The sequence below is a fragment of the Paenibacillus sp. JZ16 genome (genome assembly GCF_015326965.1).
In the GTDB taxonomy this organism is placed as follows: Bacteria; Bacillota; Bacilli; order Paenibacillales; family Paenibacillaceae; genus Paenibacillus_AQ.
Map to the genome: position 1 here is coordinate 6,947,705 of NZ_CP017659.1, position 16,406 is coordinate 6,964,110.

Annotated in this window: 18 protein-coding genes and 1 other annotated feature; of the genes, 17 read left to right on the forward strand and 1 reads right to left on the reverse strand. The window is 49.8% G+C overall.

Going from position 1 to position 16,406, the window contains the following annotated elements; all coding sequences use genetic code 11:
- Window positions 1–159: 159 nt before the first annotated feature.
- From ribH to BJP58_RS31170, 15 genes are all read left to right on the forward strand, one after another.
- Complete coding sequence (gene ribH / locus BJP58_RS31100; protein WP_194541906.1) at window positions 160–627, forward strand: 6,7-dimethyl-8-ribityllumazine synthase; 468 nt, start codon at window positions 160–162, stop codon at window positions 625–627.
- Window positions 628–694: 67 nt separating this feature from the next.
- On the forward strand, window positions 695–1,486 hold the full coding sequence (locus BJP58_RS31105; RefSeq protein ID WP_194541907.1) for a segregation and condensation protein A: 792 nt from the start codon (window positions 695–697) through the stop codon (window positions 1,484–1,486).
- Window positions 1,455–2,060, forward strand: coding sequence for an SMC-Scp complex subunit ScpB (gene scpB, locus BJP58_RS31110; RefSeq protein ID WP_194545124.1), 606 nt, complete (start codon window positions 1,455–1,457; stop codon window positions 2,058–2,060). Before BJP58_RS31105 ends, scpB begins: the two co-directional genes overlap by 32 nt.
- 194 nt (window positions 2,061–2,254) lie before the next feature.
- The gene (locus BJP58_RS31115; protein ID WP_194541908.1) at window positions 2,255–2,938 is read left to right on the forward strand and encodes a DUF2953 domain-containing protein; all 684 of its coding nucleotides are present in this window, start codon (window positions 2,255–2,257) and stop codon (window positions 2,936–2,938) included.
- Window positions 2,911–3,363, forward strand: coding sequence for a GerW family sporulation protein (ytfJ, locus tag BJP58_RS31120; protein ID WP_194541909.1), 453 nt, complete (start codon window positions 2,911–2,913; stop codon window positions 3,361–3,363). The genes BJP58_RS31115 and ytfJ overlap by 28 nt, the downstream gene beginning before the upstream one ends.
- Window positions 3,364–3,532: 169 nt before the next feature.
- The gene (locus BJP58_RS31125; protein ID WP_194541910.1) at window positions 3,533–4,714 is read left to right on the forward strand and encodes a D-alanyl-D-alanine carboxypeptidase family protein; all 1,182 of its coding nucleotides are present in this window, start codon (window positions 3,533–3,535) and stop codon (window positions 4,712–4,714) included.
- 63 nt (window positions 4,715–4,777) lie between these two features.
- A complete protein-coding gene (locus BJP58_RS31130; RefSeq protein WP_194541911.1) occupies window positions 4,778–5,410 on the forward strand; it encodes a nucleoside recognition domain-containing protein in 633 nt (210 codons plus the stop codon).
- Between the two features lie 6 nt (window positions 5,411–5,416).
- Window positions 5,417–5,950 carry a spore maturation protein gene (locus BJP58_RS31135; RefSeq protein WP_269468910.1) on the forward strand — a complete coding sequence of 178 codons (534 nt, stop codon included), beginning with the start codon at window positions 5,417–5,419 and terminating at the stop codon, window positions 5,948–5,950.
- A 126-nt stretch (window positions 5,951–6,076) separates the two neighbouring features.
- Entirely contained in the window at window positions 6,077–6,415 is a 339-nt protein-coding gene (locus BJP58_RS31140) for an N-acetylmuramoyl-L-alanine amidase (RefSeq protein ID WP_194541912.1), read from the forward strand.
- Window positions 6,416–6,436: 21 nt separating this feature from the next.
- Window positions 6,437–7,192, forward strand: coding sequence for a pseudouridine synthase (locus tag BJP58_RS31145; RefSeq protein WP_071223906.1), 756 nt, complete (start codon window positions 6,437–6,439; stop codon window positions 7,190–7,192).
- Between the two features lie 125 nt (window positions 7,193–7,317).
- Window positions 7,318–7,845: a redoxin domain-containing protein gene (locus BJP58_RS31150; protein WP_194541913.1), complete on the forward strand. Its 528-nt coding sequence runs from the start codon at window positions 7,318–7,320 to the stop codon at window positions 7,843–7,845.
- Window positions 7,842–9,545 carry a cytochrome c biogenesis protein ResB gene (resB, locus tag BJP58_RS31155; protein ID WP_194541914.1) on the forward strand — a complete coding sequence of 568 codons (1,704 nt, stop codon included), beginning with the start codon at window positions 7,842–7,844 and terminating at the stop codon, window positions 9,543–9,545. Before BJP58_RS31150 ends, resB begins: the two co-directional genes overlap by 4 nt.
- On the forward strand, window positions 9,532–10,785 hold the full coding sequence (ccsB, locus tag BJP58_RS31160) for a c-type cytochrome biogenesis protein CcsB (protein ID WP_113056954.1): 1,254 nt from the start codon (window positions 9,532–9,534) through the stop codon (window positions 10,783–10,785). Before resB ends, ccsB begins: the two co-directional genes overlap by 14 nt.
- A gap of 101 nt (window positions 10,786–10,886) precedes the next feature.
- Window positions 10,887–11,603, forward strand: a complete 717-nt coding sequence (locus BJP58_RS31165) for a response regulator transcription factor (protein WP_009595176.1) — start codon at window positions 10,887–10,889, stop codon at window positions 11,601–11,603.
- 1 nt (window position 11,604) lies between these two features.
- The gene (locus BJP58_RS31170; RefSeq protein ID WP_194541915.1) at window positions 11,605–13,038 is read left to right on the forward strand and encodes an ATP-binding protein; all 1,434 of its coding nucleotides are present in this window, start codon (window positions 11,605–11,607) and stop codon (window positions 13,036–13,038) included.
- A 124-nt stretch (window positions 13,039–13,162) separates the two neighbouring features.
- On the opposite strand, the gene serA is transcribed toward BJP58_RS31170, so the two are convergent.
- Window positions 13,163–14,755: a phosphoglycerate dehydrogenase gene (serA, locus tag BJP58_RS31175; RefSeq protein ID WP_194541916.1), complete on the reverse strand. Its 1,593-nt coding sequence runs from the start codon at window positions 14,753–14,755 to the stop codon at window positions 13,163–13,165.
- Window positions 14,756–14,947: 192 nt separating this feature from the next.
- Window positions 14,948–15,178, reverse strand: a binding site (T-box leader).
- Between the two features lie 226 nt (window positions 15,179–15,404).
- Between serA and BJP58_RS31180 the strand changes: the two genes are divergently transcribed.
- Window positions 15,405–16,004: a CPBP family intramembrane glutamic endopeptidase gene (locus BJP58_RS31180; protein WP_071223912.1), complete on the forward strand. Its 600-nt coding sequence runs from the start codon at window positions 15,405–15,407 to the stop codon at window positions 16,002–16,004.
- On the forward strand, window positions 15,991–16,401 hold the full coding sequence (locus BJP58_RS31185; protein ID WP_194541917.1) for a hypothetical protein: 411 nt from the start codon (window positions 15,991–15,993) through the stop codon (window positions 16,399–16,401). Before BJP58_RS31180 ends, BJP58_RS31185 begins: the two co-directional genes overlap by 14 nt.
- Window positions 16,402–16,406 lie beyond the last annotated feature (5 nt).

Consider the following 16,406-nt stretch of genomic DNA (forward strand, 5'->3'; position numbering starts at 1 on the left):
TTTAAATCCTGATTTCCACCTTGAAAAAATAGATCATGAAATCAGGATTTAACAGCGATCGGAAGAACGATTTGATCCGGCAGCGACTTCTTGCGAAGCAATGCCTATGATCACCTTAAGACCTTATATAAACTCCAAACCGAAAGGAAGTCATTCATCATGACAACAATATTTGAAGGTAAATTAGTATCCGAGGGTCTAAAGTACGGGATCGTCGTAGGTCGATTCAACGAATTCATCACCAGCAAGCTGCTGAGCGGCGCACTGGACGCACTGAAGCGTCATGGCGCACAGGAGAACGAAGTCGACGTGGCGTGGGTGCCGGGTGCGTTTGAAATCCCGCTGATTGCCCAAAAAATGGCAGAGAGCGGCAAATACGATGCAATCATCACCTTGGGAACCGTCATTCGCGGGTCCACCACGCACTATGATTATGTATGCAACGAAGTGGCCAAGGGGGTATCCGCAATTAACCTGAAGACCGGTGTACCAACGATTTTCGGTGTCGTGACGACGGAGAATATCGAACAAGCCGTGGAGCGTGCGGGAACGAAGGCCGGCAATAAAGGCTGGGATTCGGCCATGGCAGCCATCGAAATGGCGAACTTGACGAAAAGCCTAAAATAGTGCTTATTTAATGTAGTGCTCTTTTTTTGGAGCACTGCATTTTATTTTTTTGGCGGGAGGATTCACCGTGACCGTATTATACAAGCTGGAAACGTTTGAAGGACCGCTCGATCTGCTGCTGCATTTGATTGATAAAGCGGAAATCGACATCCAGGATATTCCCGTCAGCGAGATTACCGAACAATACATGGCCTATTTGCACAACATGCAGGAGCTGGAGCTGGAAATTACGAGCGAATTTCTGGTCATGGCTGCAACGCTGCTGTCTATAAAGAGCAAACTATTGCTTCCGAAGCCTCCGGTTATCGAAATGGACGAGTTCGATTTTTATGAAGAGGATGACATGGATCCCAGAGCAGAGCTCATTGCGAAGCTGATCGAATACCGTAAGTACAAAGGCATCGCTCGCCACCTGCATGAGAAGGAATGGGAACGCAGTCTGATGTATTCCAAGGAAGCGGAAGACCTGACGCCTTACATGCCGGAAGTGGAAGAGAATCCGGTTCAGGGATTACATATTTCGGATTTGATCGCTGCTTTTCAAAAAGCGTTAAGCAAAGCAGTCAAACGTACATCGTATGCCCGCATTCAGCGGGATGAAATATCGGTTAAGGACCGGATTCGTCAGGTCATGGATGCTTTGGAGGAGGTTGGGCCTGGAGGCAGAATCCTGTTCTCCAAGCTGCTACACGAAGAGATGGTACGGCATGAAATCGTGGTAACCTTCCTGGCCATTTTGGAGCTGATGAAAATGAAGCAAATTTTGTGCTACCAAGAGAAGTTGTTTGAAGATATCGTCATGGAGTGGAGAGGGGAAGGACGCATTGATGGATTATCCGAAGCTGAAATCGATTATTGAGGGGCTTCTGTTCCTGTCGGGAGAAGAGGGCTTGTCGGTTAGGCAAATTGCTGAGATCACCGAGCAGTCGGATGGCCTGGTTGGCGAAGCGCTTGAGGACATGAAGGAGGAATGGGAGCGCCATGAGCGCGGGATTCAGATCGTACAGATTGCGGGGAGTTACAAAGTCGCGACGCTGGCCGAGCATGCTCCGTATTTTGAGCGCCTGGCGTATTCTCCCTCCCGCTCCTCCTTGTCGCAAGCCGCACTCGAAACACTTTCCATCGTGGCCTACCGTCAACCGATTACGCGCGTAGAGATTGAAGACATCCGCGGCGTCAAGTCCGAACGGGCCATCCATACGCTGGTAAGCAAAGGATTGATCGAGGAAGTCGGACGCGCCGAGGCGATTGGCAGACCGATTCTGTATGGAACGACCAAGTCTTTCCTGGAATATTTCGGGCTTGCCAACATCAAGGATTTGCCGGAGCCGTCGCAATTCGAGGATAACGATAATTTAGAAGAGGAGACTCAGCTGTTGTTCGATAAGCTTGACGGTCGTCAGCTTACGTTTGATGATGTAGAGGAAACCTAGCCAGTATACAATATTATAGGTTGTAGCAAAAAGTTGATCCCGGGCATGGTAAAATCCATCGTCCGGGATTTTTTATGCGGCTAGCGAAAATTTGAATTCAAGGACTTGGAACAATTTCGCATCATTTGGAGGCGCTTTTGCCATACTAAGCCAAGCGGATTACATTTGACTAAGTTCGTGCTGGGGGTTACTTCGTGAGGATATGGATCTTTCTGGCGGCTGGTCTGGTCGTTCTCCTCATCGTATTGCTGATCGTTGTGCTGAGCTCCAAGGTAACGATTAAGCTGGATGTGGTTCTGAAAAAAGATGAATATAAAGTATTGGCAGAAATCAAAATGATCTTCGGATTAATTAAGCGCAAGTATGCAGTCCCCTTTCACCTGGCGAACGGTGGGATCGAGTTTAAGAAGGAAACCGTTGGTGGAGACGGAGAACAGGGAACTGCACCCGATTCAATAGAGGAGAAGGCTTCGAGCAGAACGATCAGATTTAAGGACTACGGGCGGGCCATGCTTTCAACAAAAGGTTTCAAAAAGTGGTTGAGACAGACGATGTCGGCCGTTCATCTCATGGATGTGCGCTGGTCAACCCGGATTGCCCTGGAGCATGCAGCCGACACGGCGGTAGCGACTGGTCTGCTGCACGGCATCAAGCATACGTTACTTGGATGGATGTCGTATCGCCTGGTCATGAAAGAGCTTCCCCGAATTGATGTGGTGCCGCTCTTTAACGGTCCGCCGCAAATTTCCACAGAGCTTAACTGCATAGCGAAAATCTCTTGCGGAAAAGCTATGTATGCTGGACTGGTACTTATAGTTCGCGTGTTAAAGGTGAAAGGAGGAATTAGATCATGGCAGAACACCCTATTCAAGGCTTGATGCAAACGGCTATGGAAAACATCAAGGGAATGGTGGACGTTAATACGATTGTGGGCGATCCGGTGAATACGCCGGACGGCAGCGTTATCTTGCCAATCAGTAAAGTGGCGTTTGGTTTCGCGGCCGGCGGTAGCGACTACAACGTTGAGGCGGGAGGCACACACGCATCCACCACCACTAACGGGACGCACAACGATCATAGTGCCCTTCCTTTTGGCGGCGGCAGCGGCGGTGGCGTGTCCATTCGGCCGATTGCTTTCCTGGTCGTGGGTAAAGAAGGCGTGCACATCGTGCCGCTGGACAATCAAACCCATCTGTTTGAACGGATTATTGATGCAACCCCGTATTTACTCGATCAAATCCAGTCGATGTTTCAATCAGGAAGCAATGCCGCGAACAGCACCACGCCTCCGCCTGCGTACTGATTGGAGCAAGCAAATCCCTTTCGTTCATAACGGAAGGGATTTTTGCTGTAAAGAGAAGCGGTTATATGAGCATTCAGCGAAGCTGAACTCTTGGATAATTATGAAATGGACATACCTTTAGCGCGGACGACATATACTTGTACAAGATTTCTGAACACCGGAGGATAAAATGATGAAAATGAAATGGACGAACTGCAAGTCTTTGTTATCCATGTTGATTGCCATAAGCTGCTTGCTGGTAACGGTTGTTCCCGTGCATGCAGATCATGAGAATGGCCCCGCCAACCATGCGCAGGCAGCTGCACTGATTGATGTCACTTCCGGTAGAATGCTCTACAGCAAAAACGGGGACGAGCGTTTAAGAATCGCAAGCCTGACCAAGATCATGACAGCCATTGTGGCGATTGAACACGGCAAGCTGGACGATCGCGTCAAGGTCTCCAAGAATGCTTTTGCCAAAGAGGGCTCCTCTCTCTTCCTGAAGCTAGGTGAGGAGATGACGCTTGAGAATCTGCTGTACGGCTTAATGCTGCGATCAGGCAACGACGCCGCGACGGCCATCGCCGAGCATGTCGGGGGTACGGAAGAAGGCTTTGTGCTGCTGATGAACGAGAAGGCGGCCGGACTCGGTTTGACGAACTCGCATTTTATGAATCCTCATGGTTTGGATCATGATGATCATTATTCTTCCGCTAATGACGTTGCCAAACTGACGGCTTATGCCCTCAAGAATCCTGTCTTTAGCGAGATTGTCAAAACGCCGACCAAGAAAGCACCCAATCCGAATGAAGCGTGGGACTACAAATGGGATAACAAAAACAAGATGCTTCGTTTCTACGAGGGGGCGGACGGCGTCAAAACCGGTTACACCAAAAAAGCATTCCGCTGCCTGGTAAGCTCCGCTACCCGAAACGGTCAGCAGATTGCGGCGGTTACGCTGAATGACGGCAACGATTGGAATGATCATTCCAAGATGCTGGATTACGGATTCAACCATTTTCCACTGAAAAAGGTTACGGAGAAAGGGCAGAAGATCCAGGGCTATCCACTGGTCACGGGGAGTTCCTTTACGTATGCGTTTGCGCATGATGAGGAAGCGCGCCTGGTGAAGAGGCTGGTCCTGCATAAAACGAGCACGCCCGACCTGTCTTTCGGGCTTCGGGGTCATATTGAACTGCTGCTCGATAATGTCAGCATCGGCAAAGTTCCGGTCTATGCGGAAGGAAGCAAGCTACCTGAAGTCCCTGAGGTTTTGCAGAAGTCCAGAAGCACATCCGGACCCATCGGTTCGTTGTCGCTGTGGCAGTCTGCAGGAGAAGTGCTAAGGCATCTGTTTAGGGCCAAATCATAACTAGCCTTCGCTAAAGAGATCGTGTATTCTCACGCGAGCGAGGCAGCAAACGGGGGCGAAGAGATGATCAATTTGATTTGGATGGGGATGATACTGATCGGCTTTATCTTTGCGGCAGTTAACGGGAACATCGAAAGTGTTACAAAAGCCGCATTTGACGGAGCCCAGACGGGAGTAACCGTCTCCTTCGGTCTCATCAGCATACTGGTATTCTGGCTAGGCATGATGCGCCTGGCAGAGGACGCGGGCCTGCTGAAGAAGGTTGCCAAGCTGCTGGGCCCGGTTGTCCGCTTCCTGTTCCCGGATGTACCGAAGAATCATCCCGCTATGGGGTATATATTGTCCAACATGAGCGCCAATTTGTTCGGTCTGGGGAATGCGGCGACTCCGATGGGGATTAAGGCGATGCAGGAGCTTCAGAAGTTAAACCCGGATAAGGAAACAGCGTCTCCGGCGATGTGTACCCTGCTGGCATTAAATACGGCCAGCATTACGCTCATACCGACAACGCTAATCGCGATCAGGCTGAATTATGAGTCCGCTAATCCTTCGGAAATCGTTGGGACCACGCTTTTGGCCACAGCGATTGCGACGGCGGCCGCCATTATGGCTGACCGATGGTATCGAAGAAGGACGATACGCCGCCAGAAGCCGCCGGGAATCGGTACAAGCCTGAACCCGGATGTGAAGGGGTGATGATTCTTGCTGTCATGGATTAATCTCGTTTCCGCCTGGTCTATTCCCATTATTATCGCATTCATTCCACTTTATGCTTATACCCGCAAAGTGCCCGTATATGAATCGTTTGTGGATGGAGCCAAGGACGGCTTCTCCACGGCGATTGGGATCATCCCGCACTTGGTGGGCATGATGGTCGCCATTAGCGTGTTCCGGTCTTCCGGCGCGCTGGAGTTTTTTGTGGGCTGGACGGGCCCCTTTCTGCAATCGCTGGGCGTGCCGAGCGAGATTTTGCCTTTGGGAATTCTCAGGCCGCTGACGGGTACAGGCTCTCTCGCTTACACAACGGAACTGATCCGGGCATACGGTCCGGATTCCATGATTGGCCGAATTGCTTCGACCATACAGGGAAGCACGGACACGACTTTGTACGTACTGACCGTCTACTTTGGCGCCGTCGGAATCCGCAATGGCCGGTATGCGCTGAAGGTGGGGCTGTTCTCTGATGTGGTCGGTTTTATTGCCGCGATCGCCGTCTGCCTGCTGGTGTTCGGTTAATTGAGATCATTCGGACGGTCTGAGTAAGACGGAGCGTTTTTTCTATGTAACGGGACGTGTGCCCATACCCTCGATTCCCTCGCGTCATATACTGCTGCAATTACAAATTGTAGTAGGGGTGATGAAATGGAAATCGAGGGTTTTGTTATTCATCATACCGTATGCGAGCGGGAACCGCGGAACTGGGATTTTAAAATTCATCCGGACGGCTCGGTTTCTTCTTCATCCGTGCTGGTTCACCCGGGCCAGATTCATATCTGTCTGGAGGGCGACTTTAATATCGGCTACGAGTCCATGTCGCTGGACCAGAAAACACAGCTGTTTACCGCCAGCAAAATCATTTTGGAGCTATCCAGACTCCATGATATTTCCCCGTTATACTTGTTTCCTCACTCCGACTCCTGCCCTGGAGCACATTTTCCATGGAACGCGCTTGTGATTTATCCTGTCGATGGTTATCATTAGGAATGAGGTGACCTAACGAACATGGAGAGATTACAGAAAATTATGGCACAGGCCGGAGTCGCTTCCCGCCGCAAGTGCGAGGAATTGATTCTTGAAGGCAAGGTGCAGGTAAACGGAGAGACCGTTACCGAACTCGGCACGAAGGCCGATCCAGCTCAGGATATCATTACGGTTTCAGGCAAACCGATTAAGAATGAGAAAAAGGTATACATTATGCTGAACAAGCCGAAGGGAGTTATTACAAGCGCTTCTGATCCCGAAGGCCGAAAAATTGTATCGGATTATCTCAAGGGCATCAAAGAGCGGGTATATCCGATTGGACGTTTGGACTACGATACGGAAGGACTCCTGCTGCTGACCAATGACGGCGAGTTTGCCAATCTGCTCAGCCACCCTAAATATCATGTGCCCAAAACATACTTGGCTACCGTGAAAGGGGTGCCCCATGGCACCGAGCTGGACAAGCTTCGCCAAGGGATCATGCTGGAGGACGGAATGACGTCTCCTGCCGAAGTGGAATATAAGGATGTGGACCCGGATAATAAACAATCCGTCATATCGATTACCATCCATGAAGGCCGCAACCGTCAAGTGAGAAGAATGTTCGAAGCGATTTCCCATCCGGTAACGCGTTTGAAGCGGATATCTTATGGGGATCTGCTGCTGCAAAATTTAAAACGAGGTTTGTACCGCCATTTGACAGCGGATGAAATCAACCAGCTTTTGCAGATGGCGAAAGCCGCTAAGCCGGGCGGGAAACCGAAGAGAAAACGTTAAACCCGACACATAATATTCAAAATGGCGAGCGGCGTTTATGACAAATTTCGTTATAATTGTTCATAGGATGTTCACACCCGTAGTAAACGATATGATGAATGTCATAGAAAGGAAGCTGCTGCTTTATGGGCAAATCAAAGAAAAGCGTACAGATTGTGATTCTGCTTGCCATAATCCTGGTCGGAGTTTACGCCGTTGCAACCGTGGTATTCGGTTCTGATGAGGTTCCCAAAGTGGGTCAAGAGGCAGCGGACTTTGAACTTCTAGGCATGGATGGCAGCGTACATACCATGAGCGAATACGAAGGCAAGGCCAGGGTGATTAATTTCTGGGGCACCTACTGTCCGCCATGCGTGCGGGAAATGCCGGCTCTTCAAGCCCAGTGGGAGAAATGGAGCAGTCAAGGCGTTGAGATCATCGGAATTAATGTGGGCGAGAACAAAATGACCGTTGAGAATTTTGTTGCTCAAACCGGCGTGAAGTTCCCTATACTGATGGATCCTAAACGGGATGCTGTTGCCAGCTTCGGGGTTGGGCCGATGCCGACCACCTTTTTTGTTACGGCCTCTGGCAAAATTGATCATATTCGTATAGGCGAACTGGATTTGAACACCCTTGACAAACAAATTGAACAGTTGGTGAATGCGAAATGAGTCAAGGTTCCAAGCCTTTGATCCAGAATACGAAGTGTGATTGCGGACACCAGAATCCAACGGGGACGGTCCTCTGCGAGGCATGCGGCAAGCCACTGACCGAGGAAGCAGAGGCCCAGCCGATTCTGGAAATGCGGTATGACGGCGTTGCTCGTCGATCACAGAAAGAAAATCCCGGTATTATCGATCGGGTATGGAATTTCTTTTCTTCGGTAAAAGTAGCAATATATCTGATATTGCTTACCCTGATTGGTTCCTCGTTAGGGACCATCTTTCCGCAGGAAAGCACATTCCTTAATATTGACCCCTCGGTCTATTACAAAGAGGAGTACGGGCAGCTGGGGCATATTTATTACTTGCTCGGGCTGTCCCATACATACACGTCATGGTGGTTCGTGCTGCTGCTTGTCATGATCGGCGCATCGCTTGTCATTTGCAGTCTGGACCGGGTCCTTCCACTATACAAAGCGCTCAGCAGACAGCGGATTCCGAAGCATATGTCCTTCCTTACCCGCCAAAAGGTGATATACCAAGGACAAGTCGAAGAGGACGGTGCCGACTGGGTTGAACGGGTGAAACCGATCATTAAGAAGAAGGGCTACCGCGTGCGAACGGATGGCGGAACCCTACTGGCGGAGAAGCAGCGGTTCAGCCGCTGGGGCCCCTATGTTCTTCATATCGGCCTGATTATTTTCCTGCTTGCCGTTCTTGGACGGAATCTTCCTGGTCTGCATATGGACGAGCACATGGCCTTCCCTCAAGATGAGCCTGTGCACATCAAGAATACCAGTTATTATTTATTGAACGATGGCTTTAAGGTGGAGTTCTATACCGAGGACGATATGCCGGAGGAATTTAAAGGCAAGAATAAAGTACTGCCGAAGGAGTTCCAAACGCAGGCGATTCTGTATATGTGCGAGGCCAATTGTGACGATCTCGGCAAAAAGCCCGAGCTCGTGGAAGTGACGCGTCATAACATCGAGGTAAATCATCCACTCAATTACAAAGGGTTAAAAGCTTATCAATTCGATTATGATCTGACCCCGATTCTCCGTTCGGTTTCGCCGGTGCTGGTTGACAGTAAGAGCGGGAAGGAATACGGAAAAATCACATTGTCGATCGACGATCCTCAAAGAGAGTATCAGGCGGGAGAATATACGTTAACGCTTACACAATCCTTTACCGATTTTGGACTTGGCGATAACGGCAAACCGGTAAATCTGTCACCTAACCCGAATGCGCCTGCATTCTTATTTCTGATTAAGGGACCTGAGCTGCCGAAGGAAGGCATTCAATATTTCTACTTCCCGAAGCAGATCGATAAGGAACGCTTTAACCAGGAAGCGATCAATGCACAGCTGGCGGGTGGGGAAGCGCTCGTACAACTGGATGTTCTCAGCATGGACGATGTGGACTTTTCGGAATCTACGACTTATCTGAATATTCGTGTGGATAAAGCCATGCCGTTCATTTGGATTGGTTGTTTTATCGGTATGGTCGGCCTGGTCATGGGCTTTTATTTCACCCATCGCCGGATCTGGCTGCGTATTGATAACGGAACGCTGACACTTGGCGCACATACGAACAAGAACTGGTTTGGGCTGCGCAAGGAGGTCTCCGCGATCCTCAAGCAAATGAATATCGAAGTCGATGAAAAGTCATTGGAGAATAACAGGGGGACTAAGGATGAATCTAATTGATTTTAGCGGCAACGCATTTATCGTTGCCTTTACCTTGTATTGTGCGGCATTTATCATGTATGCACTTGCCGTTATGGGACGACGGTTCCGCAAGCGGGACCCGGAAGCCCATTTGGCTAAATGGGGGAAAATCGCATTTGTTACGGCATCGATCGGTTTGATCGGACATCTGCTGTACTTCTTTACGAGATGGGCGGGCTCTGGTCATGTGCCTGTCAGCAACATGTATGAGTTTATGACCTTCTTGTCGATGGCAATCATGATTGCCTTCCTCGTACTTTATTTTATCTACAAAAAATCGCTGCTCGGATTGTTTGCCCTGCCGCTGGCGATTCTGATCATGGCATATGCAGCCGTGTTTCCGCAGGAGGTGCAGCCGCTGATTCCATCGCTTCAGTCTTATTGGCTGGGGATTCACGTAACCTTGGCTGCGCTGGGCGATGCATTTTTTGCGGTCGGTTTTATTGCCGGCTTGATGCACCTGCTCCGTACCGTTAACTTTAGCGGGACAGATAAGGGCGCACGCAGAGAACAGCGCTGGCTTGAACTCTGCATGTTTGCCATCGTGATACTGATCGGATTTATTTTGTCGGTGTACAGCTTCCGTGCAAGCGGATATCAGGCTGAGTTTAACCAGACTTTGGTTGACCCGAAGACAGAAAATAGTACAATAGTAAAAGTGGAATATAACATGCCACCGCTTGTTGCACCTTATAAAAGCGAGACGGAGAGCATGCAGTCCTTCTTGGGCATGAAATCTCCACTCATGGAAGCTCCGTCCTGGATGCACGGCGTGAATGCGGGGCGTAAGCTGAATACGGTAATATGGTCGCTGATCACGGGGGTGATCCTGTACGGGTTGCTCCGCCTGATTCTGCGTAAGCCGCTAGCAAAATTCATTCAGCCTGCACTGAATAGATTGGATCCGGACGATCTGGATGAAATCAGCTATCGCGCCATTGCGATCGGATTCCCGGTATTTACGCTGGGTGGTCTCATATTCGCCATGATCTGGGCTGAAATTGCATGGGGCCGGTTCTGGGGCTGGGATCCGAAGGAAGTGTGGGCGCTTATTACATGGTTGTTCTACAGCGTGTACCTTCATTTACGGCTATCGCGCGGTTGGCAGGGGAAACACTCGTCCTGGCTGTCCGTTATCGGCTTTATCGTGGTCATGTTTACGCTGGTCGGCGTCAACTTGATTATCGCGGGTCTGCATTCCTATGCGGGAACCGATTAATTGTCAATAGAATAGCAGTGAATGATCAATCAGAAGGGCCCTTTCTTAATCAAGAGGGCCACTTCTGATTTTCCCTATAAAAATGAAGGAGTTGGCCGCCAATGTCAGAGCACGGAAATCGTATTCTTGTTGTTGATGATGAAGAACGGATTCGCCGCTTGTTAAAAATGTATTTGGAGAAGGAAGGGTATGAAATCGAAGAGGCGGAGGATGGAGAAACTGCTCTTCGCAAAGCAAGCTCGGAAGATTACGGGCTCGTTATTCTGGACGTCATGCTGCCCGGCATGGACGGCGTCGAAGTGTGCACCCGTCTCCGCCAGGTGAAGTCTACGCCTATTCTCATGCTGACTGCCAAGGGTGAGGAGATAAATCGCGTACAGGGATTTGAAGTGGGAGCCGACGATTATGTTGTGAAGCCGTTTAGTCCGCGCGAGGTGATCTATCGCGTGAAGGCGATTTTGCGCCGCTCATCCGCTACGGCCTATTTGAGCAAGGAACCAAACCCAAGCAATAGCATTGTTTTCCCTCATTTGATTATTGAACATGATGCTCACCGCGTGACGGCCGGCGGGCATGAAATCAGTTTGACGCCGAAGGAGTATGAGCTTCTGCACTACCTGGCCTCGTCCCCGGACAAAGTATTCTCCCGGGAAGAACTGCTTAAGGACGTATGGAATTATGAATTTTTCGGCGATCTTCGCACAGTCGATACTCACGTGAAGCGGCTGCGGGAGAAGTTAAATAAGGTATCCGCGGAATCCGCAGCGATGATTACGACCGTATGGGGAGTAGGCTACAAGCTGGAGGTCCCGAAGTAACGTGAGTTTTTGGAGATCACTCGTCGGCAAGCTTTGGATTACGATAACCTGTTTAGTCGCGTGCGTGCTGCTGACGCTCGGATTATTTTTGCTCCCCTATATCGATACCACGTTTGCGAATTCGGATGCCATCAAACGTTTATTTACTTATGTGGCCATTATCGGTTTTTCGATGACCACCTTTTTCGGGTTGTTTCTGTTAACGAAGATTACCCAGCCCATGCAGCAGCTCATTGAGGCAGCCAATGACATCCGTAAAGGGAAATATGGCACTCGGCTAAATCTTGTGACCAGTGACGAGATTGGCGAGCTGGCCAATACGTTCAACCATATGGCAGCAGAGCTGGAAACGAATATCCGCAACTTGAACCATGAGAAGGAGCATCTGTCCAGTGTGCTGAGAAGCATGAGTGACGCGGTGATTACATTTGATAACCACGGTCAGGTCATTCTGGTGAACCCTCCAGGGCAGGAAATCATGAAAACCTGGAAAGGGCTGGAGTGGGATGATGAGCTGCAGGGCGGAGGCTGGGCGGCCGATGTCATGCCGAAACCGCTCAGTGAGCTCTATTATGCCACCGTGAACGAAGGGAAGGACCAAAGCGCTGACCTGCATGTGAAGCAGGGAATTTGGTCGGCACATATGGCCCCCTTATATTCGGATGAAGTGATCCGCGGCGCCGTTGTTGTATTAAGGGATATTACCGAGCAGGTCACGCTGGAGAAGATGCGTACGGATTTCATTGCCAACGTGTCGCACGAAATCCGGACGCCGCTGTCCATGATGCAGGGCTACAGTGAAGCGCTGCTTGACGGGATGGCGGCTTCACCGGAGGAGAGCAGGGAGCTGATACAGGTGATTCATGAGGAATCCCTGCGGATGGGCCGGCTGGTGAAGGATCTGCTTGATTTAACCCGTATGGAAGCAGGGCATGCAGAGTTGTCCCTGCGCGAGATGGATGCAGGTGAACTGTGTGAAAGGGTATACCGGAAGTTCACCGTTCGTGCCAAGGAGCGCGAGATTGATCTTCAGCTCAACAAACTTCACTCGAATCTTCTGCTCGAAGCGGCGGATGAAGATAAGCTTGAGCAGGTGTTGACCAATCTGCTGGATAATGCTTTTCGTCATACGCCTTCAGGCAAGCAGATCCGAATCATTGCCGATCGGATTACCGTATCGAATACAGAGGCGCTCCAGGTGAAGATTAGCGACCAAGGCGTCGGTATTCCGCCTGAAGATCTGCCTTTTGTTTTTGAGCGATTCTACAAGGCCGACAAAGCGCGTGTGCGGGGGGAGACGGTGGGAACCGGCATAGGCCTCGCCATCGTGAAAAATATCGTGACAGCGCATCATGGCACGATTAACGCAACAAGTGAAGTAGGCGAAGGAACGGTGTTTACGATGATCATTCCTACAAAATCGGCAGAATCTTAGGGAATGTCTCCGCAAAAGACAAAACACGCTCGCAAGGAGCGTGTTTTTTTGTTGAAATAAAGGGGTTAATCTTGTTCTACGTGGAACAATGATTAACCCCTTATTGTCTTATTCTGGCCTGAATTTAGCCCAGCGCGATTTGCTGCGCGGTGTTCAGTTCCGACAGCCCGGCAAGCTTGACCAGAACGTCTTTAGGAACGTCTTTATCCACCGTCAGAAGCATGATGGCTTCACCGCCGATGACTTTACGTCCAACCTGCATGGAGGCGATATTGACATCGTTCTCGCCGAGCAGGGTTCCGACACGACCGATAATGCCCGGTTTGTCGTTATGGGAGATCAGAATCAGATGACCTTCCGGAGAGATATCGACCGGGAATTTATCCAGACGGACAATCCGTTCGCCGTAACCGAGCAGGAGTGTACCTGCGACAATTCGCTCCAAACCGTTTTGCGTTTTAAGCGTAACGGTAACGAGGTTGGTGAAGTCTTTGGTTTTTGGTGTCTGGGAGACAACGACGTGAAGATCACGGCTTTTTGCCAAATGCATGGAGTTTACGATATTCACTTCGTTTCCGAGATGACGTTCCAGCACACCCTTCACGATGTACCGGGTCAAGGCCTGCGTATCGACTTCAGCCAGCTCGCCTGCATAGTCAACGTGAATCTCCTTCACCGCGTGTGCGGTGATCTGAGCCGCTACACTGCCCAATTTCTCGCCGAGCGAGAAGTAAGGCTGCAGTTTGTTCATTACGCTGGCCGCTACAAGCGGGAAGTTGACCGCATTCTTAAACGGCTCGTTGCGCAGGATATGAAGCACTTGTTCCGACACGTCAATCGCAACGTTCTCCTGAGCCTCAACGGTAGATGCACCCAAATGCGGGGTTACGATAACCTTTGGATGGTTCAGGAATGGATGATCGCTTTCAGGCGGCTCATGTTCGAATACGTCAAATGCGGCTCCGGCAACAATGCCTTCATCGATCGCTTCCACAAGGGCGCGTTCGTCAATGATGCCGCCGCGGGCGCAGTTCACGATCCGCATGCCGCGTTTCATCATTTCGAATTGCGGTCTTGCGATCATATGGCGGGTTTCCGGCGTAAGCGGAGTATGGACCGTAATGAAGTCGGCGCTGCGGATAATGTTATCCACCGAGGAGAGTGTCACGCCCAGTTTGTCCGCACGCTCTTCCGTCAGGAACGGATCGAAAGCAAGAATGTTCATGCCGAATGCCTTGGCGCGTTTAGCCACCTCGCTGCCGATTCGGCCCATTCCCATGACACCCAGCGTTTTGTTACGAAGCTCAACGCCGAGGAAGGATTTGCGGTCCCAGGATCCGTTCACCGTTTTGGCATAGGCCTGAGGGATGTGACGGGCGAGGGCAATCATCATGGCAAACGTATGCTCCGCTGTTGTAATCGTGTTACCGTCTGGCGCATTGATAACAACGATCCCGCGCTTCGTAGCAGCCTCAAGATCAATGTTGTCAACGCCAACGCCAGCACGGCCGACAACCTTGAGATTAGTTCCCGCATTCATAATGCGTTCTGTCACACGTGTCTGACTCCGTACGAGGAGTCCGTCGTATTCACCGATAATGGCAGTGAGCTCATCCTCGTTGAGCCCGGTTTTTTTGTCTACCTGCACATCGGCGGCATCCATTAACTGCTGGATCCCCAAATCACTGATCGGATCCGATACCAATACTTTAAACATGGTTTCTCTTCCTCCTTAAAATCCTCTATAAAATGCGGTACTGCAATATTGAATAAGGATTACGCGGGGCGTATTCCGTTATACACCAAAGATTCCAAGTAAAGCTGCAAGAGGTCTATACAGGTTTGACGCGGTGTCGTGGCAAAGAGACAGGAACATAAAAAAACTCCCAATCCGCATACTACCTCCGTAGTAAGGGACGAGAGTTATTCGTGGTGCCACCCTTATTCGCTGCCATGTTGCGGCAGCCTCAAGCGGTCTGTTCAGACCATGATTGGTAACGGATATCATCCGATTTGCGCCTACTTCAAGTTTCAGCGAAATATCTCAGGAACGCTCAAGAATACTTTTACGCCACCGATTTACACCAACCATCGGCTCTCTGAGGACGTTACAGCATCTCTTTTCCATCATCGGTTTTCACAGATTAATTTTTTCATAATGTATCATGGCTCTAACATTGTGTCAATAGGTGTTTATTCCGTTCATGGGCCTTAAAGCAGGGGAAGAATCAAGGGATAGCCTTGAATGTCATGCCGTTAATTTGCTATGATGCATATGCCCGCCTATGATTGAATGATTCTGATATTACTATGGTTGTATACGATGATAATCTTAAAAATCAAGATGAAAGACAGGCCCATCTTCTATGAAAAAATTTAAAATACGCGTAAAAAGAATCGAAGCCCACCAATTAAACGATCGGCTGCTGCTTATTAATCTGTATCTTACCCAAGCATTGACACTTATTGCAGGGTTGATCTGGATCCTGTTTCAGCAGAGGAATCCGTTTGGGCTCTTTGTCATTCCGAAGGATATCGAGTTCGTTTATTGGGGGCTCGGGCTTGCTGCTGCCATGCTGGTAGTGGATTTTGTATTATCCCGGTTTGTGTCAGAGGATAGTATGGACGATGGCGGAATCAATGAAATGCTGTTCCGCAAAAGGCCGGTTTGGCATATTTTTGTTATAGCTTTGGTTGTATCCATCTGCGAGGAGTTATTGTTTCGGGGAGCCATCCAGCATGCGTTCGGACCGTACTGGACGAGTATTTTGTTCGCGCTTATTCATGTCAGATATTTAAAGCATTGGCTTCCAACCGGGTGGGTTTTCTTAAGCAGTTACGGTCTGGGCTACGTCTATATTCAAACGGGTACCATTTGGGCACCAATCCTGTGCCATTTTCTGATTGATTTCATATCAGGAATGTTGATTCGGTTTCGGAGGAAAGAGGAACATGAACGAACTTAGCAGAATGCAGCGACATCAGAGCCGAAATAAAAGCCGCAAAAACAAGTCAACGGCTCAAACAGAAAAAAGACCGGCAGCGAAGTCGCGACAAGCGGATGAAACGCGGAGCCGATCTAAATCGCCACCCCGAGCAAGCTCCGTGGAGCAAAAGTCCCAGAGCAGCACGACAGCGGACGGTTTGAGCCGTTCGAGATCGACCCGGTCACGTCAGCGTCAAACAGAGGAAGAAGTGTCTGCTCCAAAACGCACGAATACATATTCCTCGTACCGCGTAAGAATGAGCAAATGGTTTGTGAACTCATTGATCGTCATTTTCATATTGTTAATGGTAGGTCTTCTGTGGTGGGGACTTATCGGAGCACCTCCATTAAAGGAGTTGTTAAAGGAGTTACTATGAGTGTG